The organism is Flavisolibacter tropicus (assembly GCF_001644645.1).
Classification (GTDB): Bacteria; Bacteroidota; Bacteroidia; order Chitinophagales; family Chitinophagaceae; genus Flavisolibacter; species Flavisolibacter tropicus.
In genome coordinates this window covers 3,645,453-3,671,303 of the sequence record NZ_CP011390.1, presented here as the reverse complement: position 1 = coordinate 3,671,303, position 25,851 = coordinate 3,645,453, and the positions used below count along the sequence as shown (strand labels likewise).

The 25,851-nt window shown below is 42.3% G+C and carries 27 protein-coding genes; 19 read left to right on the top strand and 8 right to left on the bottom strand.

Annotated features, from left to right (window positions below; all coding sequences use genetic code 11):
* The first annotated feature begins 67 nt into the window (after window positions 1-67).
* From SY85_RS15480 to SY85_RS15440, 9 genes are all read left to right on the top strand, one after another.
* Complete coding sequence (locus tag SY85_RS15480; RefSeq protein ID WP_066405805.1) at window positions 68-709, top strand: DUF4304 domain-containing protein; 642 nt, start codon at window positions 68-70, stop codon at window positions 707-709.
* 143 nt (window positions 710-852) lie between these two features.
* Window positions 853-1,341 (top strand): DUF6843 domain-containing protein, encoded by a 489-nt coding sequence (locus tag SY85_RS15475; RefSeq protein ID WP_066405804.1) that lies wholly within the window; start codon window positions 853-855, stop codon window positions 1,339-1,341.
* Window positions 1,342-1,590: 249 nt separating this feature from the next.
* Window positions 1,591-2,166 (top strand): YdeI/OmpD-associated family protein, encoded by a 576-nt coding sequence (locus SY85_RS15470; RefSeq protein ID WP_066405803.1) that lies wholly within the window; start codon window positions 1,591-1,593, stop codon window positions 2,164-2,166.
* Window positions 2,167-2,335: 169 nt separating this feature from the next.
* Window positions 2,336-2,773: a YybH family protein gene (locus tag SY85_RS15465; RefSeq protein WP_066405802.1), complete on the top strand. Its 438-nt coding sequence runs from the start codon at window positions 2,336-2,338 to the stop codon at window positions 2,771-2,773.
* A gap of 452 nt (window positions 2,774-3,225) precedes the next feature.
* Window positions 3,226-3,549 carry an ArsR/SmtB family transcription factor gene (locus SY85_RS15460; RefSeq protein ID WP_066405801.1) on the top strand — a complete coding sequence of 108 codons (324 nt, stop codon included), beginning with the start codon at window positions 3,226-3,228 and terminating at the stop codon, window positions 3,547-3,549.
* Between the two features lie 6 nt (window positions 3,550-3,555).
* Window positions 3,556-4,020: an SRPBCC family protein gene (locus SY85_RS15455; protein WP_066405800.1), complete on the top strand. Its 465-nt coding sequence runs from the start codon at window positions 3,556-3,558 to the stop codon at window positions 4,018-4,020.
* Between the two features lie 6 nt (window positions 4,021-4,026).
* Window positions 4,027-4,407, top strand: a complete 381-nt coding sequence (locus SY85_RS15450; RefSeq protein WP_066405799.1) for a DoxX family protein — start codon at window positions 4,027-4,029, stop codon at window positions 4,405-4,407.
* Between the two features lie 283 nt (window positions 4,408-4,690).
* The gene (locus SY85_RS15445) at window positions 4,691-5,176 is read left to right on the top strand and encodes a DUF1572 family protein (RefSeq protein WP_226998844.1); all 486 of its coding nucleotides are present in this window, start codon (window positions 4,691-4,693) and stop codon (window positions 5,174-5,176) included.
* 224 nt (window positions 5,177-5,400) lie between these two features.
* Window positions 5,401-6,363, top strand: a complete 963-nt coding sequence (locus SY85_RS15440) for a DUF2268 domain-containing putative Zn-dependent protease (RefSeq protein WP_066405798.1) — start codon at window positions 5,401-5,403, stop codon at window positions 6,361-6,363.
* A 166-nt stretch (window positions 6,364-6,529) separates the two neighbouring features.
* On the opposite strand, the gene SY85_RS15435 is transcribed toward SY85_RS15440, so the two are convergent.
* The gene (locus SY85_RS15435) at window positions 6,530-9,424 is read right to left on the bottom strand and encodes a TonB-dependent receptor (RefSeq protein WP_066409835.1); all 2,895 of its coding nucleotides are present in this window, start codon (window positions 9,422-9,424) and stop codon (window positions 6,530-6,532) included.
* Between the two features lie 460 nt (window positions 9,425-9,884).
* On the opposite strand from SY85_RS15435, the gene SY85_RS15425 reads away from it, so the two are divergent.
* The 5 genes from SY85_RS15425 (at window position 9,885) to SY85_RS15400 (ending at window position 16,271) form a co-directional block, all read left to right on the top strand.
* Window positions 9,885-10,472: a DUF5606 family protein gene (locus SY85_RS15425; protein ID WP_066405796.1), complete on the top strand. Its 588-nt coding sequence runs from the start codon at window positions 9,885-9,887 to the stop codon at window positions 10,470-10,472.
* A gap of 286 nt (window positions 10,473-10,758) precedes the next feature.
* A complete protein-coding gene (locus SY85_RS15420) occupies window positions 10,759-12,492 on the top strand; it encodes a M3 family oligoendopeptidase (RefSeq protein WP_066405795.1) in 1,734 nt (577 codons plus the stop codon).
* Window positions 12,493-13,068: 576 nt separating this feature from the next.
* Window positions 13,069-13,791, top strand: a complete 723-nt coding sequence (locus SY85_RS15415) for an endonuclease/exonuclease/phosphatase family protein (RefSeq protein WP_066409834.1) — start codon at window positions 13,069-13,071, stop codon at window positions 13,789-13,791.
* 182 nt (window positions 13,792-13,973) lie between these two features.
* Window positions 13,974-14,756: a fatty acid desaturase family protein gene (locus SY85_RS15410; RefSeq protein ID WP_066405794.1), complete on the top strand. Its 783-nt coding sequence runs from the start codon at window positions 13,974-13,976 to the stop codon at window positions 14,754-14,756.
* A gap of 795 nt (window positions 14,757-15,551) precedes the next feature.
* Window positions 15,552-16,271 (top strand): OB-fold protein, encoded by a 720-nt coding sequence (locus tag SY85_RS15400; RefSeq protein ID WP_066405792.1) that lies wholly within the window; start codon window positions 15,552-15,554, stop codon window positions 16,269-16,271.
* A 103-nt stretch (window positions 16,272-16,374) separates the two neighbouring features.
* Here the strand turns inward: SY85_RS15400 and SY85_RS15395 are convergent, their stop codons facing one another.
* Window positions 16,375-16,878, bottom strand: coding sequence for a glycine zipper domain-containing protein (locus tag SY85_RS15395; RefSeq protein ID WP_226998842.1), 504 nt, complete (start codon window positions 16,876-16,878; stop codon window positions 16,375-16,377).
* A gap of 664 nt (window positions 16,879-17,542) precedes the next feature.
* Here SY85_RS15395 and SY85_RS15390 point away from each other — a divergent pair.
* Entirely contained in the window at window positions 17,543-17,749 is a 207-nt protein-coding gene (locus SY85_RS15390; protein ID WP_066405790.1) for a hypothetical protein, read from the top strand.
* Window positions 17,750-17,878: 129 nt separating this feature from the next.
* Here the strand turns inward: SY85_RS15390 and SY85_RS15385 are convergent, their stop codons facing one another.
* The 5 genes from SY85_RS15385 to SY85_RS15365 form a co-directional block, all read right to left on the bottom strand.
* On the bottom strand, window positions 17,879-18,472 hold the full coding sequence (locus tag SY85_RS15385) for a carboxymuconolactone decarboxylase family protein (protein ID WP_066405789.1): 594 nt from the start codon (window positions 18,470-18,472) through the stop codon (window positions 17,879-17,881).
* A gap of 154 nt (window positions 18,473-18,626) precedes the next feature.
* Complete coding sequence (locus SY85_RS15380) at window positions 18,627-19,181, bottom strand: peroxiredoxin (RefSeq protein ID WP_066409833.1); 555 nt, start codon at window positions 19,179-19,181, stop codon at window positions 18,627-18,629.
* A 322-nt stretch (window positions 19,182-19,503) separates the two neighbouring features.
* Window positions 19,504-20,745 (bottom strand): glycoside hydrolase family 10-like protein, encoded by a 1,242-nt coding sequence (locus SY85_RS15375; protein WP_066405788.1) that lies wholly within the window; start codon window positions 20,743-20,745, stop codon window positions 19,504-19,506.
* A 29-nt stretch (window positions 20,746-20,774) separates the two neighbouring features.
* Complete coding sequence (locus SY85_RS15370) at window positions 20,775-21,227, bottom strand: MarR family winged helix-turn-helix transcriptional regulator (RefSeq protein ID WP_066405787.1); 453 nt, start codon at window positions 21,225-21,227, stop codon at window positions 20,775-20,777.
* Between the two features lie 191 nt (window positions 21,228-21,418).
* Window positions 21,419-22,447, bottom strand: coding sequence for a radical SAM/SPASM domain-containing protein (locus SY85_RS15365; RefSeq protein WP_226998841.1), 1,029 nt, complete (start codon window positions 22,445-22,447; stop codon window positions 21,419-21,421).
* Between the two features lie 99 nt (window positions 22,448-22,546).
* Between SY85_RS15365 and SY85_RS15360 the strand changes: the two genes are divergently transcribed.
* Window positions 22,547-23,323 (top strand): glycoside hydrolase family 25 protein, encoded by a 777-nt coding sequence (locus SY85_RS15360; protein WP_066405786.1) that lies wholly within the window; start codon window positions 22,547-22,549, stop codon window positions 23,321-23,323.
* 8 nt (window positions 23,324-23,331) lie between these two features.
* Window positions 23,332-23,568: a hypothetical protein gene (locus SY85_RS15355; protein WP_148661213.1), complete on the top strand. Its 237-nt coding sequence runs from the start codon at window positions 23,332-23,334 to the stop codon at window positions 23,566-23,568.
* Between the two features lie 190 nt (window positions 23,569-23,758).
* On the opposite strand, the gene SY85_RS15350 is transcribed toward SY85_RS15355, so the two are convergent.
* Window positions 23,759-24,181 (bottom strand): YybH family protein, encoded by a 423-nt coding sequence (locus SY85_RS15350; protein WP_066405784.1) that lies wholly within the window; start codon window positions 24,179-24,181, stop codon window positions 23,759-23,761.
* 86 nt (window positions 24,182-24,267) lie between these two features.
* Here SY85_RS15350 and SY85_RS15345 point away from each other — a divergent pair, with 86 nt between their 5' ends.
* Together SY85_RS15345 and SY85_RS15340 are read left to right on the top strand one after the other, a co-directional pair.
* Window positions 24,268-24,876 (top strand): SCO family protein, encoded by a 609-nt coding sequence (locus tag SY85_RS15345; RefSeq protein WP_066405783.1) that lies wholly within the window; start codon window positions 24,268-24,270, stop codon window positions 24,874-24,876.
* A gap of 5 nt (window positions 24,877-24,881) precedes the next feature.
* The gene (locus SY85_RS15340) at window positions 24,882-25,310 is read left to right on the top strand and encodes a Fur family transcriptional regulator (protein ID WP_066405782.1); all 429 of its coding nucleotides are present in this window, start codon (window positions 24,882-24,884) and stop codon (window positions 25,308-25,310) included.
* Window positions 25,311-25,851: the final 541 nt, after the last annotated feature.

Below are 25,851 nucleotides of genomic sequence, written 5' to 3'. Positions count from 1 at the left end.
ACAATCCTTATGAGCCTGCAAAAACATGTGTAGATTTAAGTATTGTATGCCATTTTAGAAAACCTCTATGGAAGCAAGTTTACTGACAGGATACAAATACATTCAAAATGAGGTCAAAGCATTTCTCGGCAGCTTTGGCTTTAAGTCGTATAAAACATTTATTCTTTACAGAACGACCGACAACGACTTACTTCAATTCCTTTCTTTTCAAAAAGGTGCTAGTTCACTGAGCAATCAAATGACAATTAACATTGTCCAAAAGGGACTATTTGCGCCGGGGTGCTCGTTTGACACATTACAGCCAGGCAATCGGATTGGACAGTTTGCCAAGACTGAAAAAGACAAGTGGTGGTACTGTGATGATGCTAATAAAGTGCAAGAAGGCGTAGCTGAAATCAAGTATATACTTTACAACAGTGTTTTGCCCTTCTTTGAGTTCTCTAAGGAGAGCCATAACATATCTGAACTGGTAACCGCTGATAAATATGCTTTTATTTGGTATATACCCAGCACCTTCGTAGACAAAGGCTATTTCTTTTTAAAAGCAGGATTATACAAGGAAGCCATCCAGTGGTGGGAAAATCATCAGCCGAGCAAAGTGCCAAAGTTCAAAACCATTAAAAACCTTATCAGTCAAGAACAATATTCAGAGGTAAATAAGATTTTAGAAGAGAATATTAGAATGGCAAGAGCAAGACTGGAGATTTAAACGGCATACAACATTTGCTTTCCACAACAGCGGCTAACGTGCTGCAATGAAACAGAAGAACAAATTGGCTATTTTAGAACATAAATCAACGCCAGAACAGCCAATGCCACTGCGGGAAGCATTCTGACGTTATGCGTAATCTTATGAGACTTCTAACTGCAATATCATTCCTATTTTGTTTTCTTAGCTCATGCGGGCAGAAAGTAAAAGAAACTTTTCTCGTTCCTGCCGGATTTGAAGGACGCATCAACGTTATTTTCAACCAGCCCAATGCGGCTCCGATACCTATTGAGATTGGGCGAAGAATTTACCATATTCCTGCTGATGGTGTTTTAATTACAAGTTCGAAGCTGGAAACTGGTGTTTTAGACCAGGAGTATTACTTTGTAGACAATACTGGTAAGCGGACCAAAGTTCCAGTACAAAACTTGAATGCGAAAGACACTCCGATTATGCCCGCAGTTGTTTACTATGGTGTGACAGGCGTTTATGGAAACTCCTCAGATGCCAATCCGCTAGATTATGCTGAAAGTATTATAACCAGTAAAGCCTCCAGTGATTCAATTTATAGCCAAGCAGCTCGAACAGCTTTTGATGAAACAATTAAAAAGAAGGTGGGAAGGGCTTTCTAGCACATGAAAGCTATGCATAACATTTCGGTCCCCGCCGTGTCTCCTTTGCTTAGCCGTGCGCGTGGAAAGGGACACGACGGTATTCGTGAAGGTTGGGTTGCCTGCTTTCTTGTGGCTTTCGCAGCCAGTACCTGTTCTCAGTGTGCGGTAGCCGTTGTGTCACCAACAACAGAATCATAGGCACTCCTTATCAGGCCGTTGGTGAAAGCTATTTACAGTGTCGTAAATTGTAAGGCTTAATGCTATCTTATGCAGAATAGTATAACTGTATTTTATCCCGAAAGCATTAACACGTGGCGAAAATGGCTGGAGAAAAATCATCTTTCAAAGACAGCTGTATGGCTTGTTTTCTATAGTAAAAAGTCGGGCAGAAAAACGATAAGTTGGACTGACGCTGTAGATGTAGCGCTCTGCTTTGGTTGGATTGACAGCAAAAAAATAAAGATAGACGAAGAAACTTCACACCAGTTTTTCAGCAAACGAAAACCAAAAAGCACCTGGTCCAAAATCAACAAGGAAAAAGTAATTAAACTTATTGATAAAGGATTAATGTCGAAAGCTGGTATTGATGCTATTGAAATGGCTAAACAAAATGGCTCGTGGACAATGTTGGATCAGGTAGAAGAATTGGTCATTCCGGAAGATTTAGAAAATGCGTTTCAATCAAAACATGGTTCAAAAGATTATTTTCTAAGCCTAAGCAAATCGGTGAGAAAGGCAATGTTACAATGGCTGGTGCTGGCCAAACGACCAGATACAAGACTAAAGCGCATTGATGAAATAGCTGAACTTGCATCACGTAAAATGAAGCCCAAACAATTTTGATAAATAAAGGTTGCTAACATGGTACCCTCCCACCTGGCGCAGGTCTTTTTGTTGTGGACACTAGCAGCCTGGCTGACTTATGCCTTACTATAAGACTGATGCAATACATTCAAGTAAAAACTACTAGTACATTTGAATTCTATTAGAAAACTTTTATTTGAAGTTGTATATGAAGAAGAATCTGTTGTTTATTATGTTCCCAGTATTGCTTTGGAGTTGTGCGTCAGTAAAAAAACAAAGTAAAGGTGGAAACGTCAATGAAATAGTAACAGTAATGAACCAGTCTGCCCAAGACTGGAATGCCGGTAACCTTGATGCTTTCATGGCTGTGTATGACACGGCTTCTACGTTTATGCTTTCCAAAGGCCCGGTTGGAATAAAAGGTATGCGGGAAAATTACCAGAAAGGATTTTTTAACGGCGATAAGCCCAAGCAAAACTTACGATATGAAGACATGGTGGTGCGCCCTCTTGGTAATGAGCATGCACTACTAACGGGCAAGTTTGTATTGTCTGGAAACGGCCTGCCGGAAAGAAGAGGGATCTATACCTTAATTTTTGTTCGTAGAGGTAATGTCTGGAAGATTCTGCATGATCATTCCAGCTAAAGCAAACTATAAAACACACAGGTTCATCACCAAGTTTTGCAGTCCCTCGCTGTTGTTTTATTGCCCTCTTTCCTACTCTTAGCTGTCCTCATCGTTAGTTCAAAGTTGGGATTGCTTCGGCACCGGTAGGCGTAAAGGTATTGTTAACCGAACCAGTGCCGAGGCCGTTACCAGCCTGACACGATGATGAGGACAGCTATTCCACAGCAAAGGGTAGAAAAGCCAAAAGATATTAGTAATGCAAAGCGCAAGCTTCATCCTGCCCATCTTGGTACGTTAGACGCACAATATTGCCTTGAATCAGCTTTCGTGTTGCATCCTTCTATGGCTATATAATAAAAACAGCCTATACTCATTCACACCTAGCTAAAAGAAAATAGATGCTAAAAATTAGTAGAATAATTTGCGTAGCTAAGTGGCTACATGTATATTCGTAGCCAAATAGCTACGCAATGAATTTGAGACGAGATGTATTTCAAGCCATAGCAGACCCCACAAGGAGGGCTATACTGCTTCTGGTAGCCACGCAGTCCATGACAGCAGGTGCCATAGCTGCCAACTTTGATACAGCAAGGCCAACCATTTCAAAACACTTGCATATACTCACCGAGTGCGAACTGCTGGAACAGGAGCAAAACGGCAGGGAGATTCACTATCATATTAACGCTAAAAAGATGAAAGAAGTAGCCGATTTTATTGAACCATTCCGCACCATGTGGGATGACAGATTTAATAAACTGGAGGCTATCATGAAAAAACACAAATCAGGAAAATAACAGCTTATGGAACAAAGAACAAAGGTCAATGCCGAAAACGGTAAACAGGAACTATTGATCACAAGGGAATTTGAATTGCCAGTGGATCTACTTTTTAAAGCCTATGTAGAGCCTGAGTTTGTTGAGCAGTGGATGGGAACAAAAGTGCTGAAATTGGAAAGTAAAAAGCATGGCAGCTATCAATTTGAAACAACCGATCCTAAAGGAAATAAACACGGCTTCAACGGAGTCATTCATGAGTTTATCCCTGACCAAAAGATCACAAGAACATTTGAAATGGAAAAAACGCCGTTTGATGCCTGGATGGAGTATTTGGTGTTTGAAAAGCTTACTGATGATACCAGTAAACTTACTATGCACGTCGTTTATAAATCAATCACCCAAAGAGACCAACTGCTGCAAATGCCTTTTGCTCAAGGTATCAACATGGCACATAACCGCATACAAGAAATCCTTAAGCAATTAAAATAACGCACAATGACAAAAAGAAATAAGATCATCTATTGGATTGCTACCCTTTGGCTTTCGCTAGGAATGTTTTCAACTGGACTCGTACAATTATTAAAACAAAAAGAACAGGTTGACCTTTTTACACATTTGGGTTATCCTATTTACTTTCTTACCATACTGGCTGTTGGGAAGTTCCTGGGTGTAGCTGCCGTGCTTATTCCTAAAACACCAGTATTAAAAGAGTGGGCTTATGCAGGCTTTTTCTTTGCCATGATGGGTGCGCTGCTTTCACATATTGCGTTGGGCGGCCCAGCAACAGTATTATTCCCTCCATTGCTTCTGCTGGTTCTAACGCTTGTGTCATGGTATTTTAGACCTGCGGATAGAAAACTAATTGCAGTAAGTTAATAGTGGATAACATGGATTCTAAAGTTGACTCCTGACTTCATAAAGCTGGGAATTAGTTTGGTTCTAGCCGTGACCTTTGCAACGCAGAAGGGAATGCTGAAAAGACATGGCTAGAACCATAACAATGCTGCTGTTTGCACCATATTGCTTCCATGTAGGGTATATACTATCTTTCAACAGTAAATGCTAATCAACAAATAAAGTAGGCTAAGCGGTAGTCGATCAGACTTTCTCAACTGCTAGAAATACCCTTTTGTTGTAAAAAATAGTAACAGGTCGTTTCATGAAAAATCAGATGGAGACTACTTATCAAATTGCAAATCGGTTTAGAGAGGTTATTCTAAGTGGAACCTGGATTGCAAACACCAATTTCAAACATCAATTGACCGACCTAAGCTGGGAAATAGCGACTGCTAAAGTTCGTTCCCTAAATACAATAGCCTTACTGGCTCAACATATTCACTATTACATAAAAGGGATTAAGAATGTTTTTGAAGGCGGAAGCCTTGACATAAAAGATAAATACAGTTTCGAATTTCCACCAATACAATCACAAAAAGAATGGGAAAGCTTTTTGACTACATTCTGGAATGATGCAGAAGCATTTGCCTCCTTGATTGAACAAATGCCAGACGAAAAATTAAACGAGGTGTTTGTTGATGAAAAGTATGGGACCTATCAACGAAACATAGAAGCTATGATTGAACATAGCTATTATCATTTAGGACAAATTGTATTGATTAAAAAGATAGTAGTGAATGACAATTAAATATTTTGACCACAGCGTGCCTTTTGCAACGCACATGGCTATGCGGAAGAGACACGGCAGGGACCATAGAAAGAAATGACAAACAGTTCTGTAAATAAAGACCACAGACAATTTAAACTATGGTATAACAGCCTCGGCCATCAGCATTAGTTCAGGGCAGCTAAGCAACTCGTTGTAGTTCGTATATTCAATTATTGTATACATACCAAAACCAGTTTTAAACAATGAAGCGAATAGTTGCAACAGCAGTTCTTTTTCTTGTTGTTTTACTTTCCGTTGCAGGGCAGAAAACAAATCAAAAAGTTTATACTTCCGATATTGATAACTTTTGGAGGGCCTATGACAGTTGCCTAACCACCTCCGACAGTTTACAGCAACTTCACTACCTTCAAACACTCTATATTGATAAAGGCACAGAGGGGTTAAAGGCCTTTATGGAAGCCAGAGATTATACAGCTGAATTATGGGTTAGGCTGATTCGTAAGTTACCTAAGTTTTGGAGTTCCATCCGACCTAATACGCTTACCGCGAAGTCAAAAGCTATAGAAATCGAAAATAGCATTCAGAAGCTAAGAACACTATACCCAGAGCTGAAAGAAGCCAAAATGTATTTTACGATCGGAGGACTTCGTTCAGGTGGGACAACTAGGAATGATATGGTATTGATAGGGACTGAAATTGCTACTGGCAATCCTACAACTGACGTTTCGGAATTTTCTAACAACTGGCTCGGAGGGGTGTTTAAAAGCCAAGAGACAGGCAATATTGTTCCGTTGAACATTCATGAATATGTGCATACTCAGCAAAAAGGAAAAGCACAAAATTTGCTAGGTCAATCCATTAGAGAAGGAGCTTGCGACTTTATTACAGAACTTGTAATGGGCAAACCCTTACAGAATAATTACCTGGTTTACGGGAATCAGCATGAAGCAGAACTCAAGGAGCAGTTTAAATTAGACATGTTTACTTCTTCCTACAGCAATTGGCTTTACAATGGCTCTAATGCAAAGACAGTTGCTGATTTAGGCTATTTTATGGGTTATGCCATTTGTAAAGCGTACTATAAGAATGCGCCAGACAAAAAAAGAGCAACCAAGGAAATCATAGAATTAAACTATTCGGATACTACTGCAGTTGAAAACTTCCTTAAACACGCAGAATATTATACAGAGCCCATTAACAAATAGAGATTGATACAACAGTTGAAACCTTATGAAGTAAAGTTCAAGTCCAAATGAATGGTGTGCAATGTTTATTGTTTTATGCTCTCACCACTAACTCTTTTCACGGCACATGGCTATAAGGTAGGCAGGGCCGGAACTATAAAGATTGAACCTTTACCTCTTTTTATAATTATCTGGTACCACCAGCCCCACTCCGATTAGCGGCACGCGCAGCGGCCGTTCCAAAGTTGCGCAGGTTGTAAGTAAAAGTCAGCATGAAATAACGCTGCAACACCTCATTGCGTTCATCTTCAATATAGGTTTCCGTTACATTACGTCCCAAGCTGCGGTTCTGGCCTAAAAGGTCAAACACATTAAAACGCAGTTCTCCTTTTTGATCTTTCAGGAACTTTTTACCTGCACCCATATTCCACAGCCAGAAGCTTTGGTTATAGCCTGCTGAAAGTCCAGAATAGTATTGGTTGTTCAGATCATTCTGGAAAAACCAGCCTTTCTTAGATAATAGGTTCAGCTGCAAGCCGGCAGTATGCTGAAAGTAGCTGTCGTTTCGTTCTTTAACGATGCTGTTGGTTACATTATTAAAATTGGCTGAATAGGACACTGTAAAGTCTACGTATTGGCTGATATTACTTGCTATTACTGTTCCTATGGTATAAACGTAATTATTGGCCAAATTACTTACGTTATTGATTAAGCCAGGGAAGCGGTTGTAGGTAAAGCCGCCGTTAATGTTAACGTTCGATTTAATGGCTCGCACCGGTATGGCAAAGGTTAAGAAAGAACGTAAGCTGTTGTAACCATCCAGGTTTATGGGCACAGTAAGCTCGTCGCTTGGGTTTAGTACAATGTTATTGCTGATAACAGAGTCTTTTGTGGCTACATAGGTAGCATTGGTAATGTAATTGTTGGACTGTAGCCAGAACACATTGGCCAGGATCAAACTGCCTTTTGCCGTGTTGGTGAATGTATAGCGGCCACTAAACGTATGGGTATACTGTGGATCCAAATTAGGATTACCAACAGTAACAAATGGCCGGTCCGTAATATCAGCTACTGCGGCCAACTGCGTTACTGATGGCAGGTTCACGCTGCTCCGGTACATCAGCCTTATATTGCTTTTGGGCGAAAACTTGTAGCGGAACATAGCATTAGGTAAGATGTTCTGAAAAGTTTTATTGACCTGGAGCACTGTTGGAAATACCTGGTCGCTGTTCAAGTTGGTATTTTGATAGTTGACACCTGCCGAGAACTGGTTGTCGCGTGTACCGGTGCGGAACGAGATACCACCATTTTGTGCGCGTGTTTTATTCTCAAACTGATTGGATAGGCTGGTATCAAATAGCGAGTATTTGTCGCTGAGTTCATCAAACCGGAAGGCTTGCTGGTCAGACTTGCTTTTAGAAAAAGTTGGGTTGTAATTTAATTGGAGCTGTGTGTTCTTCCACAGTGGCTCGGTATAAACAAAATTGGTAGAAACCTGGTAGCCATTGTTTAGCTGGTCAATGTGTTGTTGGTCAGACGTGTCAAAGGAGGTAGACCCTGAATAGTTAGTGGTGAATGTTTGTTGGTAAGTGTCACCATCTCTTTTATTATAGGATGTATTTAGATTCACAGAAAATGTGCGCCCTTTCTTGGGGAATGAGTGCCGGTAAAGGATTGTGTTATTCAGGTTATTGCCGGCGCGGTCGCTAATGCGGTTATTGTCCACTTTGCTTACTGTTTGGCCTTCATTAAAGAAACGAAGAGTATTCCGCAGGCTCTTGGCATCGTTGTTCTGAAAAGAAAGATTCGGTGTAATGATCAATTGGTTGGATGAATCTATACGATACTCCAGTCGCATGTTGAAGCGGTGGTTAGTGTTCTGACTGTTGTTATTGTTATTCTCGCGTATGTTGGGTATGGTGGTTAGATAGTATTGGCGATTAGTCAACTCGCTGGTGGTATTATCTGTGTTGTTGAAAAAATAACTGGCCGATACAGTGACCTTCTTACCCCATAGATCGGAGTAGTTAATACCAAAAGCCTTCGTGCGGTTGATACCATTTTGCTGGCCTACCAGGAAGTTGCCGCTGCTACCAAAGCCGCCAAAATTACCACCACCCTGGTTGCCCGAGCCCTGCCCACGGTTGCCGCTACCACCTCTTGGTCCTCCGCCACCACCGCGGGGACCACCACCTCCGCCACCCCGCTGGGCATTACTGGTAACGCCCAACAGGTCTTGCTGGGAAAAGTTTTGCTGGTTGATATTATTAAAGTTGCCTACCAGGGAAATGCGGCGATTACCTTTAAGCAGGGTGGCATTACCACCGGCCTGGTAGCGATCGTCAGTACCGTAGCCGGCAAACACTCTTCCAAAATGGCCATTGCGCATATTGGCCTTGGTCACAATGTTGATCTCTTTGCTGGTATTGCCATCGTCAAACCCGCTAAACTGGGCCTGGTCGCTCAGCCGGTCAAACACCTGAATCTTATCAATGATCTCGGCCGGCAGGTTGCGTAAGGCTGCCGTAGCATCCTCACCAAAAAGTTCCCGACCATCTATTGTTACACGGCGTACGTTTTCGCCTTGTGCTTTTACTTGGCCATTCTCAACCGTAATGCCCGGTACTTTGCGCGCTAACTCCTCTGCGGTAGCATCGGGGTTTACTTTAAACTGGTTGGCATTGAACTGTACGGTGTCGCCCTTTTGCTGTGCTGGTGGTATGCGGGTGGTTACCGTTACCCCTGTAAGCTCTCTGGAAGTGCGTGGCACAGTGATATTGGCTAATACTACATTGGCTGAATCTACGCGTACACTGCGGCTTAAGGTTTCATAGCCGACAGCGCTGATGGTTAACCGAAACGAATCACGCTGAATATTATCAAATTGAAACCGGCCTGTGGAGTCGGTAAAAGTGGAATACGATAACGTAGTGTCTTTGATGCTTCTTAATAGTACACTGGACCCCTGAAGGGCAGTTCGGGATTCGGCATCAATGATACGGCCGGATATAGAAAACGATTGTGCTTGTGAAAAAAAGAAAGAAAATAAAGCCAGGCTAAAAAACAATAACTTTCTATACATGGTCATATAATTTACCAGAACTGTATTAAAGGCGCTAAAAACCATGCCGTTAGGTACCCCACTTATGGTTAATTAAGGTTAATAGTTGATGCGGAGAAGCTGTAGAAGGCTCATCGTGAAACGTCAAACGTGAAACGTGAGGCCCTCCTAAATCCTTCCGAAGGGAGGACTTAGCTGCCGAACAATCCCACAAGTACAAACAGTTTTACATAAAAAAAGCACTCCTTAAAGGGGAGTACTTTTTCATTTTATTCTAATTGCAAATGAAAGTACTGTTTGCTAAGCTGGCCGCTGTGCAACCGGCCTCCTCCCTTCGGGGAGGCTGGGAGGGGCCTGACGTTTCACGATTTCGCACAAAGGTTTTAGATGGAAACGCCAAGTGCCCTCTAAAATCCCGGCAATCCTTTTTTAAACATTTAAATCCGTGGTTGTATCTTGCACCTCCCAAAAAAGAAGTATTATGGAATACAACAGAATAGTAGCTGTTACGGGTTTGCCCGGTTTGTATGAAATTGTAAGTAGCAAAACCGACGGCGCGCTGGTGCGTTCATTAGACGATAAGACGACTAAGTTTATCTCTTCTCGTGTGCACAACCTGTCTCACCTGGAGAGTATTGAAATATATACCGTACGTGATAACGTAAACCTGGTAGAGATCTTCCTGGCTATGCAGTCTAACAAAACCAAGCTGCCAGATGTAAAAGACAACAAGGCACTGAAAGGCTATTTCGAAAAAGTTTATCCTGATATGGACTTCGAACGCGTGTATACCTCTGATATGAAGAAGATGGTAAAATGGTTTGAAGTGTTGAACAACAACAATATTGAAATTAAAGCCTCTGCTCCTGCTGAAGAAGAAGAAAACGTAGCAGAAACCTTGGAAGCAGCTGGTGAAAAGGTAGTGCTGGACGTGAAAGCCGAGGATACAGCAGAAACAGCTAAGCCAAAACGTGCACCACGCAAGAAAAAAGCTGAAGATGCTGAGGTTGAAGGTGCTGAAAAAGCTGAAAAAGCTGCGCCGAAAAAGAAAGCCAAAAGCAAAGAATAATTAGCTGATTAGCTGATGTGAAGATTAGCTGATGGGAGTTGACAGGTTGACTAGTTGATATGTTGACAAGGAAGGAAGAAAAGGAGTTTATACTTAATGATCCTTTTAACTCATCGGCACTAAAATATAGGAAAGAGGAAAAGTGGCATATGTACACCTTTCCTCTTTTTCTCTTTATACTCATTCTTCTCTTAGCTCCTCTTTTAATCTCTTAGCCTAGGCATTAGTATTGCTATATTGAAAACCCAAATCCTCTTTATCACATTAACGCTTTAACCTCTTAGCTATGAACCTTAGTGCAGATATTAAAAAATTACCCCGGACCTATTTACCAGAAGATTTTAAAGTAAGCGATTGGCAAAACCTGGAGCCTTATTTTAAAGAGTTACTGGACCGGCCACTCAATTCTAAAGAAGAGCTGGAGAAATGGCTCAAGGACATGAGTGAGCTGGAAGCGGTTGTTGGAGAAGACGCCGCCTGGCGCCAGATCCGCATGACCTGCGATACCGAAAACAAAGAACTGGAGCAGGCCTTTGAATACTTTGTGATGGAGGTTCAGCCTAAGATGCAGCCCTATGCTGATAAGCTGAACCGCAAGCTGGTAGAAAATCCATTTGTAGGTGAGCTGAAAGGCGAAGCCTATCATATTTACCTGCGCAATGTGCGGAAAAGCATTGAGCTCTTCCGCGAGGAAAACATTCCTTTACAGGCAGAAACAGCTGTAATGGCCCAGCAGTTTGGCGTTATCTCCGGTAAAATGACCGTTGAAGTAGAGGGAAAGGAATATACTCTGCAACAAGCTGCCAAGTTTTTAGAAAGCCCCAGCCGCGAGCTGCGCGAGCAGGTATATCGTAAAATCCAGGAGCGCCGCCTGCAGGACAAGGACCAGCTGAACGATCTTTATACCTCCCTGGTACAAAAGCGTGATCAGATTGCTAAGAACGCTGGCTTTGCCAATTATCGCGACTATCGATTTGTAGAACTGGGTCGCTTTGATTATACCAAGGAAGACTGTTTCCAGTTTCAGGAAGCAGTACGCACACATGTACTGGATATTGTGAACTTTCTGTACGATCGTAAACGCCAGCGTTTAGGATTGGATATGTTACGCCCTTGGGATATGGAAGCTGAGCCTGAAGGTATTAAGCCTTTGTCGCCCTTCCAGACTGCCGATGAACTGGTAGATAAAACAGTAGCTACCTTCCGCAAGATGAACCCGTTCTTTGCTGATTGTATAGTGAAGATGAAAGAAATGGGTCGCCTGGACCTGGACAGCCGCAAGGGCAAGGCGCCCGGAGGTTATAATTGTCCGCTGGAAGAAACTGGTGCGCCATTTATTTTCATGAATGCCGCTGGTCAAATGCATGATGTAACCACCATGGTACACGAAGGTGGTCATGCCGTACACTCCTTCCTGGCGCACGACCTGCCACTGACATCTTTTAAGCAATACCCCATGGAAATTGCTGAAGTGGCATCCATGGCCATGGAACTAATGAGCATGGACTACTGGGACACTTTCTTTGATAATGCTGAAGAATTGCGCCGCGCAAAAGAGCATCAATTAGAACGTGTGATAACCATCTTCCCCTGGATTGCTACCATCGATAAGTTTCAGCATTGGGTGTATGAAAATCCAAACCATACCTTGGAGGAGCGCGCGGAAAACTGGCGTAGGATTCAAAACGAGTTTACTCCAATTAATATAGATGTAACCGGTCTGGAAGGATACCGCAAGTATGGCTGGCAGCGCCAATTACACCTTTTTGAAGTGCCTTTCTATTACATTGAATATGGTATTGCTCAATTAGGTGCTATCGGATTGTGGAAACAGTTCAAAGAAAACAAAGAGCAAGCAATCAACAACTATATCAATGCATTGCAGTTAGGTGGCACACGCAGCTTACCTGAGTTGTATAAAGCCGCTGGACTGGAATTCAATTTCACGCCTGAATATATCAGTGAGTTGATGTTGTTTGTGCATAATGAGATTGAGAAGGTGTCGCATAAGCCCTCCTAAATCCTCCTGAAGGGAGGACCTCGCCACGGCACAAGACCAGAAGAGCAAACAGTTTTACATAGTAAAGCACTCCTATAGTGGGAGTGCTTTTTTGTTTTATGAGATAAGCTTTTTATTAATAAAGGTCTTTACGTCCCAGCCGTTTCTCCTTCCTAGCCTTGTGTGTTTGCAGGGACACGACGCTTGATTAGGGCAGCATTTGTTTTACAAAGTTGCCGTTGGTTCATTAAAATCTGATTTTCATTGCCTACTCAACTTTATCCAAAAATGAGTAGCACTGCAAGTAGTAATAGAATGATAATGATAATTATAACGAAGACTGCCTTCATAATGCTGCTGAATAAGAGCCTGCTCAATTAGGAAAGCAGCAAATTGCTTGCCGGGGCAGTCAGAGTGCTTATCAGTTTTATGGTCTAAGTAAGTTCTTTACTACTTGGACATGCTGCGCTGTGAAACCCTCTTGTGCTATAAGGAGACACCTTCTTGCTCAGCCTTGTACTTGTTATTAACAGCAAACTGCATAAAGAGTTATGTAAATTAGGGTGCTTTGTATTCCTGCTGAACACTTATTATAGCATGAAAATCATTACCTGGAACTGCAATATGGCATTCAGAAAAAAGGCTGACATCATTCTGATGCACCAACCAGATATTCTGGTGGTTCCAGAATGTGAGCATCCGGACAAATTGCGTTTCAATGGTGACACACCAAAGCCAACAGATACCTTATGGTTTGGGCACAATCAGAATAAAGGGCTTGGCATTTTTTCTTACGGCCACTTTCGGTTTAAGGTTTTAGATGTTCACAATGACAACTTGAAAATGATTATTCCTATAACTGTCTCAGGTGGGCAATTTGATTTTACGCTTTTTGCTATTTGGGCCAATAATCCAGGAGATCCAGACGGAGCCTATGTAACGCAGGTTTGGAAAGCCATCCACCATTACGACACTTCCATTACAAGTAAACAGACAATATTAATTGGTGACTTCAATAGCAATACCATTTGGGATAAACCCAGGAGGGAAGGCAATCATTCTGCCGTTGTAAAGCGTTTAGAAGAGAAAGGAATCTATAGCGTTTATCACAAACATTTTAATCAAACACAAGGCAAAGAGCAACATCCCACATGGTACATGTACAGACATCATGACAAGCCTTACCATCTTGACTATTGTTTTGTATCTATTGATATGCTTGAATGCTTGAAATCAGTTGAAGTTGGTAATTATGAATTCTGGACGAAGTATAGTGACCATGTTCCTGTTATAGTTACGTTTGATGTTCTTCCAGATTAAGTCGTTGCGTCCAACATTTTCTCTTGTGCAATTGTCAAAATATTCCATCTCATAGATACCTTATCCTTATAAAGTCTGGCCAATAAGTAAATGTGCATGCCTTATTGTTGATTAATTAAGGACTAGATTGTAAGAAATGGTATGAGTATATTTATAGGTTGTAGATTTTTAAATCCTTCTCTATGACCCATCAAGAGCTACTCCGGAAAGTTGAATGGAAAGATCTCAAAAACCTATCGGTAAAAGAGATGCTCATTGAAAACAATCTCACTATTCCCTGGTTTTTACTCTCTATTACTTTAGCCTACTATAAGTACTATATTGCCGCTTTGCCTTTCTCCGCCTTTTTCTTTCTTACCGGCCTCCGGCAAGTACACAATGGCTTTCATAATTCTTTAGGTACAAACAAATTCCTTACCTGGTTGTCACTTTATATTAACAGCATCCTGATGATGGTGTCTATTCATGCAGTTAAATTCAATCACATCCGGCACCATAAGTATTGCCTAAGTGAAGAAGACTATGAAGGAAAATCGGCTGGCATGACATGGTACGGAGCTATTTTATATGGGCCAGTTCATATGTTCTTGATTCATAAAATCACCCTGCAGCTGGGCAATAAGACATATAAGCGAAATGTATTTCTGGAACTGACGTCTATTGCAGCTTTTGCTTTCCTGGCCATTTATTTTCAGATTCAATTTCTGATCTATCACATTATTGTAATGATTATTGGCGAACTCCTGATGGCTTTCTTCGCTGTATGGACTGTGCACCATGATACACACGAACATCCCGAGTTGGCCAGAACTCAACGTACAGGATGGAAGAACAAACTTACGTTCAGTATGTTCTATCATCTTGAACACCATCTCTTTCCTGCAGTACCCACCATAAAGCTTCCCGAACTTGCCAAACGTATTGATCAAGTGTTACCTGATATAGAGAAAAAGAAAACATTTTGATGTAAAGTAGCCTTGGTTCTAGTCGTACCTCCTATACTAAGCCTAGGTGTTAACAGAAGCACTGAGTTTGATAAAGGCAGCAACTTTCACAACAGATTTTATGCGACAAGACAAAACTGTAAGACCCGTTTAGGCTGAATGCAACGCTCTACCTTTTATCGCTGTCAACCACAAAAAACGTATGATTCATCAGCGAATGGCATTAATAGGAATCACCATTCTTTTGACATTTGCCTCATCCTGTAAAAAGGATAACCATACTTCACCGGACTGTTTGCCAGATACACCAACTTATAGACAAGTAAACAATCGGAGTGCAACCATTATATCTGCCAGCGGGGAATTTTATATTTTAGAACAAGGCACTATTGACACAAAGCTTAAACCCTGTAACCTGCCAAACGAATTTCAAGTCAATAATCTGCAAGTAACTATAAGCGGCAATGTAAAACAGACGACTCAAGGAAATTCACAGCCCTGCTGCATTGAGAACTTTGTAATCACGAGGATTACACGCTAATAGAATCTGTGACCTTATAAGTACATAACTGATATTCGAGCAATAGGCTATTTCTATATACATGCTATAGGCAAAATAGCAGGTACTAATAACTACTAATAGCTATCCTATAGTTTGACTACATAGGATAGCTATTAGTAGTACAAGTTGTGTTACTTAAAAAGCTAGCATACAGTTTACTGTAAGATGATCTTTTAATATCAGGTGTTTTGTTTATAAATCTCACAGCTGCATAAATATTTATTATACCTTACAACGACAATTACGAAATCTATATGAAGTATCTGTTGGTAACTGTTTTGGCATTAATAAGTCACAACCTTTTTGCGCAAACGTATACAGCCAAGCAGCTCTATGACGAGTACAATCAAAACAGCTACAACTTTGAAAATAAGTATTTCAACAAAACACTAACCATTAAAGGAAAGATCAGGAGCATCAGTGTCGGTACTAAGGGGTGGAACCAGTACCACAATGTTTATATTACCGCCACAGGTTATGAGAATTTTATCGTTTGTCAGTTCCCTGTTGAAGATACGGTGACGCTAGGACAGCTAAAAGCCGGTGAAACCGTTATGGTTACGGGAGATTATAATCAAAAAAATCGCGACGCGATCTTTTTAAGAAACAGCCGCTTTATAAAAACTAAAGAGCCTGCTAAACCAACGAAGGCGGCACCAGCTCAACTGCCTTTGGGAACTTACCATGTTTATCAAAGCAATGGCGCATCGTTCAACTTTCAGTATAAGCTTATTCTAAATAGTTATTCTTCCTATACCATTAATAACAAAAAAGGCACATGCTCCTGTGATAGTAAAAAGAAAGTCATCCGCTTTATATCAGGCGCACTTAAAGGTTTTGCAGGTATATACCGTCCAACAAATCCGGAGAATGAAAAAGATCCACCAGCCATAGTGATTGATTTTAATGGTAGTGTACCAGACCTGGCCAAGCAGGTGGGGAAGATGTATTTATATGCGTATTTACAGCCGTAAGAAATTAATACTTGTGCTTAAAGAACAAACAATACATATCTGATTACACTAATAAAAAAGCCGCCTGGAATCAGGCGGCTTTTTTATTAGTGCTTTTTATTAGTTAATGACGTCCGTCTTTTTTATCCATTTGGTTGCCAATCACCGCACCGGCAGCAGCACCAGTAACGCCGCCAACCACTGCACCAACACCACGGTTCTTTTTGTTGATCACGGCACCAGCAGCGGCACCTGTTACACCACCAATTACAGCACCTTTCGCCGTTTTGCTCCAGCCTTTTTTAGCGGTTGAGTTTTCAGTTCCTGTTGATGCAGCACCATCTGCAGGAGCAGAAGCTGAGTTGCCTGCGTTGCCAGCTGAAGACTGGTGGCTGCTGGTAGGATTGCTGCCAGCCGACTTATGTGTCGATTTGCTAGGAGGGGCAGTTTCCTTTGCTTCAGCAGAAGGCGTGTTGTTCAATTGTTGCGAATCTGCAGCTATCTCGGGCCCTACGATTACCATTCCAGTATCTACTGTTGGTGTTGCGGTAGTGCTAGCTGCATCTGGCTTACTGTTACAAGCTGTTGCTAAAACAGCAGCGCTAAAGAGAAGGGAATAGAATTTCATGATCTTCATTAGGTTAAATAATTCTGAGCGGCAAATTAAGGAAGGCAGAGTAGAAATTAAAAGGAAGTGGAAAAACTTAACACTATTAAGAAATTGTGCGTGATCAATATAGGTAAATGCGCTTAGAAAAGTTCCGCTTCTTTATTAGCATTTTTTCTATGGTTACGCTATCAAACAAATAGGAGTTAATAATTTTTAAGTTTGGCTGGTGGCAGCCCAGCTACAGCAGGTAAGCCTTGTGAATGATCTAAATTAAGTGGTTGAACAACAGGTCGTTGTGATAGTAGGCCATCTGTAAAAGAACCGCTACAAAAGACAGGGATTCTTTCTTTTAATGGGAAAGTTGTAAAACAAGCGATCGTACTCTTCTTAATCTGCAACCTAACCCAAGAGATGGTTTAAATAGTAATGCATGGGCTATTGCAATCAGCTATAGAAAGTGTATCTTTAGGATAGCAAGCTACAAGCATCTTTCCGCCCTAGAAAACATTACCACCGCCAACTGCCTTATAGACTCGTACCTTATCTACAACAGAATTTGACATCGCCATTACGATTGATCAAGCAAAGGATTTTTAGTAAAAGAAGGACTCATTAGTAATTAGAAAGCTGGTCAACGCCATGGTATCATGACTTTGAAACCTTAACACTTAAATAAAAAGTTATGACCAACACCGTTAAATGGGGCGTTTTGGGTCTACTGTTCGCGGCGATCGCTATTATTCTTTATACGAAGATCGACAGCACTTGGGCACAGGAAAATAACGCCAGCATCATTGTTACCATTGGTTTCTTTGCTGTTGCTACTGCAGCTATTGTTTGCGGCTTTAACGCCGTAGATTCTGGCAACACCATTCACCACGAGCATTGATGGTGCAAAGCGGTAAAACGAATTTTTACAGCAGCGGACAACTCGCCTTTTGGTGAGCAGGCCCGTGTGTCTATAAAATAATAGCCCGGATCTTTTGTCCGGGCTATTATTTTATATCTCGTGTTTGATTTACAGCATTACGGCTAGACTTTTCACTACAGCACCTAAACGTACTGCATCATGAATGCGTTGTTTATCCGTGCCATGTCCTATCAGTGTTTTCTCGTGAGAGGTTACACAAAGCTGGCAACCATTTACGGCACTTACCGTCAGGCTAATTAACTCAAACAATTCTTTTCCTAAAACAGGGTTAGCCATAATACTCATGCGGATACCTGCCTGTGCATTGTTGTAAAACTCTTCTTCCATAAAATGGCGAAAGCGATAATACACATTATTGGCATTCATCAGGCTGGTACAGCTGATCACTTCGGCCAGTTCTTTATCAGTAGCACCTTGTGTCAGGGCTTCTTTCTGAAATGCTTCCTGCAATACAGTGTTCTTTTCGTTTACTGCAATGGCGAAAGCAAGCAGGTAAGCGTCTTTCTTGCCCAGGCTTTCGGCATTAAGGGCATTGGAAATATTGATCTTCAAATCTTTTAAGTAGCGTGCATCTACTGCCGCCAATGCTTTGAGATTAGCAGACAAATGGCTTTCGGCAATTCCCAGGTCTTTCAACAGGGCCGCTGCGTTGTCTATAGTGTTAGCTTGTCCAAATAACATAACATATGTTGTTTAAAAAATCCCGCCGAAGCGGGACTTGTGAAACTTATTAATTCGGGAATCGTCAGTCGTGAATGATGTCTTTTGAGCACCATTCTGAATTTATTCCCGATTCTCGATTGACGGTTCCCGACTAGTTTAAAGAGACGTTTAATTAAGCGGTCAACGTCGCTTCGCCTTTCTGCCAGTTGCAAGGGCAAAGTTCGTCGGTTTGTAAAGCGTCCAGAACGCGCAATACTTCTTTTACATTACGGCCTACGCTCAGGTCGTATAAAGAAACCCAACGTACAATACCTTGAGGGTCAACAACGAAAGTAGCGCGGTAAGCTATCTTCTCTTCTGCTTCCAGGATACCCAGTTCTTCAGCCAATGATTTAGAAGTATCAGCTAACATAGGGAACTGCAGGTTGCGCAGGTCTTCATGATCTCTCCTCCATGCAGCGTGTACAAACTCGCTATCGGTAGAAGCGCCAACCAATACTGCATCGCGGTCAGCAAATTCCTGGTAAGCTTTATTGAATTCAGCAATTTCAGTAGGGCATACAAACGTAAAATCCTTTGGCCACCAGAACATCACCATCCATTTGCCAGCATTACGGATCTCTTCATAGGTAAGGTCGTAAAACTCTTTTCCTTTCTCGATAGACACCACCGCTTTCTTTTTAAACTCTGGGAATTTTGATCCAAGAGATAGGGTCACATTTTTCATACTATATTTCTTTTGCTTGTTTAAAATTGGCGCCGCAAAGATAACCGTGGATGAGGTGGATTGGTGATGGATTAACACGGATTTTAAATTTTTGAACATCTTTTGACAAAAGGGGGGCGTTGAGGGTTGACAGATGGCAGTTGATAGTTGGCAGTAGACTACAAGAGTTTGTGTCCTTGAAATGAAAGTGCCTGAAGACATAAACTTTTGTAGTCTGGCAAGAGGCTTTTCGTGTTAAATAATTACAATCAAACCATTTCCTACTGCATAAAAAAAGCCGCTTTCTAGAAAGCGGCTTTTTTTATGCAGTTGATTATAATTATCAATTAGTGCTTGCGGCAGCAGTTGTTGTACCAGGTTTGGCAGGTAGCCATTCCATTGGTGGAATTAGTGCCGGCGTGCGGTAGTAATTATTCTGCAATGAATCGTTCCAACCGTTTGGATTGCTGTAAAAGCTGCGGCTACTGAAATACGCGCTGCCCTGCACGTTAGGTGTCTGGCGCAGTAACTGCAGTTGCTGAGGCAGTTGGTTAGGATTGTGCCAGGCCTTACTACTCTTCTCCATGGCGCGGTAAATGCCGTGGCCAATATACATATGGCGACCATAAGCATGCTGGCTCCACCAGTCGATCAAGGTTTCAAATCCTACTTTCGGGTGCCCCATCTCCCAATACAATTGTGGGATCACATAATCGATCCAGCCATTGCGTGTCCATAGTAAGATGTCGGCATACAGGTCGTCGTAATTGGTTTGACCGCCTTGCGTAGGACTACCCATTGGATCCTGGCTTTGGTTGCGCCATACGCCAAACGGCGAAATGCCAAACTTAACCCAAGGCTTTACTTCTTTAATGGTCTTACTTAATGTAAGGATAATAGAGTCTGTATTGCTGCGGCGCCAGTCGCCTTTGCTTAAGCCATTGCCATATTGGGCGTATGTCTTACTGTCTGGAAACTCTTTGCCTGCAATGCGGTAAGGGTAAAAATAGTCGTCCATATGGATGGCATCTACATCGTATCGGCTTACAATATCACGAACTACGTCGTTCACCCAATGTTGTGCTTGCTTATTACCTGGATCGAAATACAGTTTGCCACCGTATTCCAGGAACCACTCAGGGTGCAGGCGGGTAATGTGCGATTGGGCAATGGACGCCTTGCCAATACTCGAATTGGCACGGTAAGGATTCAACCAGGCATGAAACTCAAAGCCACGCTTATGCGCTTCCTCAATCATAAACTGCAGGGGATCCCAGTAAGGAGCTGGTGGTTTGCCTTGTACGCCTGTAAGCCATTGACTCCATGGCTCGTAAGGCGAGGGGTAAAAAGCATCTGCAGAAGGACGAATCTGCACAATCACGGCATTCATGCCATTGCGCTTGTGCATGTCCAGCTGGCGAATAAATTCTTTTTTCTGGTCTTCCGGATTGTATTGCTTAGGCAAAGGCCAGTCAATATTTTCAACAGAAGCAATCCAAACACCACGAAACTCATATTGAGGCTGGGCGGCTGCTATAAAAAAGGAAAAAGCAAGAATCAGGGACGTAAGCGTTTTTCGTAACATACCGGACGGAAATTAGTCCGGCAAGTTAATTAATCTGCTTGGCGCATCTTGTCTAGTAAATGTGAAAGTTGCTCTGATTCGCTTTCGGAAAGGTTAATAATGTCATCCCAGTTCTTTGCTTCCTGATCTAGTTTCTTTAAAAGCTTTTGCCCCTTGTCTGTAATGATAACATCCACTAAGCGTTTGTCTTTTACGCAAACGGTTTTTTTTACCAAGCCCTTTATTATCAGTCGGTCTACAATGCGACTGGTGTCGCTCATTTTATCCAGCATGCGTTCGCGGATCTGCAGGGTAGAAATTGGTTCGGGGGCGCTGCCACGCAAGATGCGCAGAATATTATATTGTTGGTGGGTAATATCTTCTGCGGCAAGGATGGTCTTGATACGCTCTACTAACCAGCCATAGCTATAAAGTACATTGACCATAGCTTTTTGCCGGGAGGTGTTAAATCTAGCTTGATGTATGTCTTTTTCAATTCCCATGGTAAGGGGTCAAAAATATTAAGTTTTAGTACAGGGTGCGCGAACTGAAGGGTGAATAAACAATGTAATAATATAAGGCTGCACGCTTTAAGCAAACAGCCAGTTTCTCTTGCTTATAGCTTGAAACATATAGCATTCAGCTTAATAAAACCTTTATCAAAGTTAATGTTCTAACATTGGGCTGACAAGATTTAGCCCCACACTTTTACGCCTTCGGAACAATTGGCGCAGATATCAATATTCTGGCGGCTTTCCAACACCTGGTGCCGAAACTGGTTGTAGACACCACTTCGCCACAGTTCTTTAAATGACTGTTGCTGCAGGCTGCCTAGTTTATGCTGGGCGTCTTTATCAAAACAACAAGGTACTACAGCCCCATCCCAGGTAATGACCGGGTCGTGCCATAGACGCCAGCAGTGATTTTGGTTATTGCCTTTAAACTGCATTTTGCCGTCTTTCCCTTTCTTATAGCGGCTGTATTTATTATTTGTAGGAATCAGGCCGTTAGGATCGGTTTCATAGTCGTAGACTTGAGCGGTCTTCAGCCACACATCATCTACTCCTATTTCTTCAGCGAGTTGTTTCACCTCTTCAATCTGGTGTTCATTATGACGTACGACCAGGAACTGGAAAATAATAAAGGGGGTTTTGCTTTTTAGCTCTTTCTTCCACTTTACCATATTGCGGGCACCCTCTAACACTTTGTCTAGCTTGCCGCCTACACGGTATTGCTGATAAGTGTCCTGGGTCGTGCCGTCGATAGAGATGATCAGGCGGTCTAGTCCACTTTCTACCGTTTTTTTAGCATTGGCGTCGGTTAGGTAGTGTGCGTTGGTAGATGTAGCCGTATAGATCTTTTTAGATGCAGCATACTGCACCATATTCAAAAACTCGGGATTCAGGTAGGGCTCGCCCTGGAAATAAAACACCAGGTAGGCCAGGTCTTTTTCCAGTTGGTCAATGGTTTCTCGGAAAAAGTCTTTGCGTAGCATACCGGTAGGCCGTGAAAAAGCCCGCAGGCCGCTGGGACACTCTGGACACCGGAGGTTGCAAGAGGTGGTTGGCTCAAAGGAGATAGAAATGGGCATACCCCATTGCACGCTTTTCTTTGTCCACTTACTTAGCTGATAGCTGCTATACACTTTTACCATGTTCAGCAGGCGCCGCGCTGTAAGCTTGGATAAAAAATTGACGCTATCGTTCCAGTTAAATTGCCCCACTTTGTAAAAGTAATAATAGGGTAAGGTATTTCGTTAAACTATACCACCAAGCATCCTTAAAATTTTATAGATACCCTGTATTGTTTTAGTATTGCAGCAATGCCGCCCAAACGAAAAAAGCAATCCAATTATATAGGCTGGTTTATTTTTCTGACCATCCTTGCCGCCCTGGCAGGTATGGGCTATCTCTTTTACTTATGGCAGGAAACCCGGCAGGAGCGGTTTATAACCTATAAAGAATTCGGTATTCCCATTCCTGTCCATTACGGCATTCATGGTATAGATGTATCACGCTACCAGCAGCGTATTTCCTGGAAAGCGGTAAGGGAAATGAATGTAGAAGGGGTGCAATTAGGCTTTGCCTTTATCAAAGCCACCGAGGGCAATGGGCGTGTGGATCCTTTTTTCAAACGCAATTGGGAAAAAAGCAAAGAGGCCGGTATTATTCGCGGAGCCTATCATTTCTTTATTCCTAACCGCGATGGCCGCACCCAGGCGCAGAACTTTATAAAAACGGTGGAGCTGGAACAAGGCGATCTGCCACCAGTATTGGATATTGAACAGCTATATGGTGTTTCTGCCGATAACCTGCGCAAGGAATTGAAAGAATGGGTAGAACTGTTGGAGGAGCATTATGGGGTAAAACCTATTATATATACCAATGCCGATTTCTATACTAGGAACTTACAGGGGCATTTTGATGACTACCCACTATGGGTGGCGCATTACCTGCAGCCGCACCAGCCGCGGATTACCCGTGAGTGGAGCTTCTGGCAGCATAGCGAAAAGGGTAGTGTAAATGGTATTACCGCTAAGGTGGACTTCAATGTATTTAGCGGCGACTCTATACAATTCAGATCTTTATTAGTACCTTAAAGAAAGCCATGCATTACGACGAATCAAATATGGGGATAGACCCGGAGGTGAAGCGGTATTTTAAAAAGATCATTAACTCTTTTTCCCTCTTTTTACTGTGGATGCTTGCTGTATCTACAGCCGGTTTTTATTATGACCTGGCATCGTTTCATGGGCATGTAGCCTGGTACAACCTGACCTTTTATGTTGTATCGTTCTTGCTGTTACTTCTGTTTCTGCGCTTTTTGTATAAGACGTGGAAATAACCCCCTGTCCCCCTAAAGGGGAGACTTAGATTTAAGAAACATTTGGTATTCAAACATCTTTATGGATATGTCATAACAAGAACGTCTTCCTTCAGGAAGACGTTCTTGTATTATACTATTGATTTGAAGTATATAGGTGTACAAAAGAAAACTATAGCCTAAGTCTCCCCTTTAGGGGGACAGGGGGTGCCTAGCTGCTATGATCTGCCACAATCTTCCATTCGCCTTTGATGCGGCGCATGAGAAGGGTGTAGTGGCCGCTGATATCGCCGATGGAGCGTTTGAGCATCCACTTGCCTACTACAAAATAATATTCGGGGGAAAGTGGTTTGATCTGGATGATATCAAAAGTCAGCTTGCCCATAGCAGCTGTATCAGGATAGCCTTTCTTATAATTGTTGAGGGTTTGCTGCCAACCCCGCGTTACCCCACTTTTACCAATGAACATTAGCGAGTCGCTTTGCCAGTAGGTTTGCATAAAGCCTTCCACATCGCCACGGTTCCAGGAGGTGGTTTGGCGCTCCAGCAGCTGTCGGATGGCCGTTTCTTCCGATGACTGGGCCATAGATTTGATCGAAAACAGGATCAGAAGAGCAAAAAGGGCTTTTTTCATACAAGTGGGCGTTTAGGAATCTTTAAAATTCAATTTACATAACATCCATCATATAGCCGTGACGCCGGGTGCTGTACCTTTGCGCCATGTCTACAAAGCGTCTGTTTTACATTGCCTTCTTTGCCGTATTAGTAATAGGGTTTTATTTGGCTATGGGCCAGCTGATACCCGGGTTTACCACCCAGGTGATCAAACCATTAGGCACAATACGTCCGTTTACCTTTTACAACCAAAACGGGCAAGCTGTAACAGAAAAGGCAATGGCCGGCAAGGTAACGGCCGTGGAATACTTCTTCACTACCTGCCGCGGTATTTGCCCGCGAATGAACAACAATATGCGTAAGGTGTATGACACATATAAGGGTGAAAAAGACTTCTTGATCCTGTCACATACCTGCGACCCGCTAAACGACAACCCCGACCAGCTTAAGCGCTATGCTGATTCCATGAAGGTGGATACCAACAAATGGGTGTTTTTAACCGGAAGAAAGGACAGCTTATACAATATGGCCCGCCATGTGTATAAAATTGATGATCCTAAAAACAACGTTGGTAGTATTGATGATGATTTTTTACACACACAATTCATAGCTTTAGTCAACAAGAAGGGTGATGTGATGAAGGTCTATGATGCCTTAAAGGAGAGTGAGATCAAGGAATTGAAAGATGACATTGCCCGGTATTTAAAGCAGTAACCTGTATGAATGCACTGGAAGTAAAAATTGCCGATGTCTTACGCCGAAACCATTTAAGCGTTACCGATAGCAGAAAGAAGATTCTTTCCTTGTTCCTGCAACATAAAGACGCGCTGACACACGGCGATATCGAAAAGAAAGCCGGTGAAAAGTTTGACAGGGTCACTATTTACCGTACACTGCAAACCTTTGTGGAAAAGGGTATCATTCATTCTATTCCTACATCCGATAACGCGGTTCGCTATGCTCTGTGTAAAGACTGCACAGAGGGCCACCACCACGATGACCATGTGCATTTTATGTGCGACAACTGCAATGCCACCATCTGCCTGGATAACGTGGTTTCCCCTAAAATGGAACTTCCTGCCGGTTATGTAGCCAATGATGTACAGGTGGTCATCCATGGCATATGTAAGGAGTGTTCAGAGAACTAGGATTAGTTGGATATTATAGGATTGATAGGAGAACCGTTGCACGCTTTACGTACAACAGCCTTTTCTTATACTATTGACCCTCTCACATGAGCAGCCACTTGTTATTTTGTATCTTTAGGATCTTCACTTTGGCTTGATTCTCAGGCAGCTATATTACGTTTTTTCTACATGATTTATGGATGTATACAGGAGTAGTATAGGATGTATAGAGGAGGAGTAGTGAATCTAGAAGGCAGGTAGAGGGCTTTATCTGTGCAGTTGGTACGGACTTACCTACAGAAGAGGTACAGATTAGGTACAGAAGAGGTACAGGAGAGGTACAAGAGAGGTACACCCCCAGCCCCTAAAGGGGAGCATCCACGCACAGAAGGCTTCTAATCTCAAACCCCAAACTACAAATTCCAAATTCCTTTCATCTATGGTCACCCAACGGGGAGTTACGCAGGAGTAGAGGAATTCTCCTTTACTCATCCTCTACTGACTCATTATTCATCACTCATTACTCACCATTGACTAATGACTTATTGACCAATGACCTTCC

What these genes read in the sequence shown, in the direction of transcription:
- SY85_RS15445 (WP_226998844.1), top strand. Translation starts at nt 4,691, where the DNA reads ATGAAAAATCAGATGGAGACTACTTATCAAATTGCAAATCGGTTTAGA.
- SY85_RS15375 (WP_066405788.1), bottom strand. Translation starts at nt 20,745, where the DNA reads ATGTTACGAAAAACGCTTACGTCCCTGATTCTTGCTTTTTCCTTTTTT.
- SY85_RS15385 (WP_066405789.1), bottom strand. Translation starts at nt 18,472, where the DNA reads ATGTTATTTGGACAAGCTAACACTATAGACAACGCAGCGGCCCTGTTG.
- SY85_RS15415 (WP_066409834.1), top strand. Translation starts at nt 13,069, where the DNA reads ATGAAAATCATTACCTGGAACTGCAATATGGCATTCAGAAAAAAGGCT.
- SY85_RS15475 (WP_066405804.1), top strand. Translation starts at nt 853, where the DNA reads ATGAGACTTCTAACTGCAATATCATTCCTATTTTGTTTTCTTAGCTCA.
- SY85_RS15435 (WP_066409835.1), bottom strand. Translation starts at nt 9,424, where the DNA reads ATGTATAGAAAGTTATTGTTTTTTAGCCTGGCTTTATTTTCTTTCTTT.
- SY85_RS15460 (WP_066405801.1), top strand. Translation starts at nt 3,226, where the DNA reads ATGAATTTGAGACGAGATGTATTTCAAGCCATAGCAGACCCCACAAGG.
- SY85_RS15370 (WP_066405787.1), bottom strand. Translation starts at nt 21,227, where the DNA reads ATGGGAATTGAAAAAGACATACATCAAGCTAGATTTAACACCTCCCGG.
- SY85_RS15465 (WP_066405802.1), top strand. Translation starts at nt 2,336, where the DNA reads ATGAAGAAGAATCTGTTGTTTATTATGTTCCCAGTATTGCTTTGGAGT.
- SY85_RS15440 (WP_066405798.1), top strand. Translation starts at nt 5,401, where the DNA reads ATGAAGCGAATAGTTGCAACAGCAGTTCTTTTTCTTGTTGTTTTACTT.
- SY85_RS15410 (WP_066405794.1), top strand. Translation starts at nt 13,974, where the DNA reads ATGACCCATCAAGAGCTACTCCGGAAAGTTGAATGGAAAGATCTCAAA.
- SY85_RS15380 (WP_066409833.1), bottom strand. Translation starts at nt 19,181, where the DNA reads ATGAAAAATGTGACCCTATCTCTTGGATCAAAATTCCCAGAGTTTAAA.
- SY85_RS15470 (WP_066405803.1), top strand. Translation starts at nt 1,591, where the DNA reads ATGCAGAATAGTATAACTGTATTTTATCCCGAAAGCATTAACACGTGG.
- SY85_RS15420 (WP_066405795.1), top strand. Translation starts at nt 10,759, where the DNA reads ATGAACCTTAGTGCAGATATTAAAAAATTACCCCGGACCTATTTACCA.
- SY85_RS15480 (WP_066405805.1), top strand. Translation starts at nt 68, where the DNA reads ATGGAAGCAAGTTTACTGACAGGATACAAATACATTCAAAATGAGGTC.
- SY85_RS15350 (WP_066405784.1), bottom strand. Translation starts at nt 24,181, where the DNA reads ATGAAAAAAGCCCTTTTTGCTCTTCTGATCCTGTTTTCGATCAAATCT.
- SY85_RS15450 (WP_066405799.1), top strand. Translation starts at nt 4,027, where the DNA reads ATGACAAAAAGAAATAAGATCATCTATTGGATTGCTACCCTTTGGCTT.
- SY85_RS15425 (WP_066405796.1), top strand. Translation starts at nt 9,885, where the DNA reads ATGGAATACAACAGAATAGTAGCTGTTACGGGTTTGCCCGGTTTGTAT.
- SY85_RS15395 (WP_226998842.1), bottom strand. Translation starts at nt 16,878, where the DNA reads ATGAAATTCTATTCCCTTCTCTTTAGCGCTGCTGTTTTAGCAACAGCT.
- SY85_RS15360 (WP_066405786.1), top strand. Translation starts at nt 22,547, where the DNA reads ATGCCGCCCAAACGAAAAAAGCAATCCAATTATATAGGCTGGTTTATT.
- SY85_RS15345 (WP_066405783.1), top strand. Translation starts at nt 24,268, where the DNA reads ATGTCTACAAAGCGTCTGTTTTACATTGCCTTCTTTGCCGTATTAGTA.
- SY85_RS15455 (WP_066405800.1), top strand. Translation starts at nt 3,556, where the DNA reads ATGGAACAAAGAACAAAGGTCAATGCCGAAAACGGTAAACAGGAACTA.
- SY85_RS15390 (WP_066405790.1), top strand. Translation starts at nt 17,543, where the DNA reads ATGACCAACACCGTTAAATGGGGCGTTTTGGGTCTACTGTTCGCGGCG.
- SY85_RS15340 (WP_066405782.1), top strand. Translation starts at nt 24,882, where the DNA reads ATGAATGCACTGGAAGTAAAAATTGCCGATGTCTTACGCCGAAACCAT.
- SY85_RS15355 (WP_148661213.1), top strand. Translation starts at nt 23,332, where the DNA reads ATGCATTACGACGAATCAAATATGGGGATAGACCCGGAGGTGAAGCGG.
- SY85_RS15400 (WP_066405792.1), top strand. Translation starts at nt 15,552, where the DNA reads ATGAAGTATCTGTTGGTAACTGTTTTGGCATTAATAAGTCACAACCTT.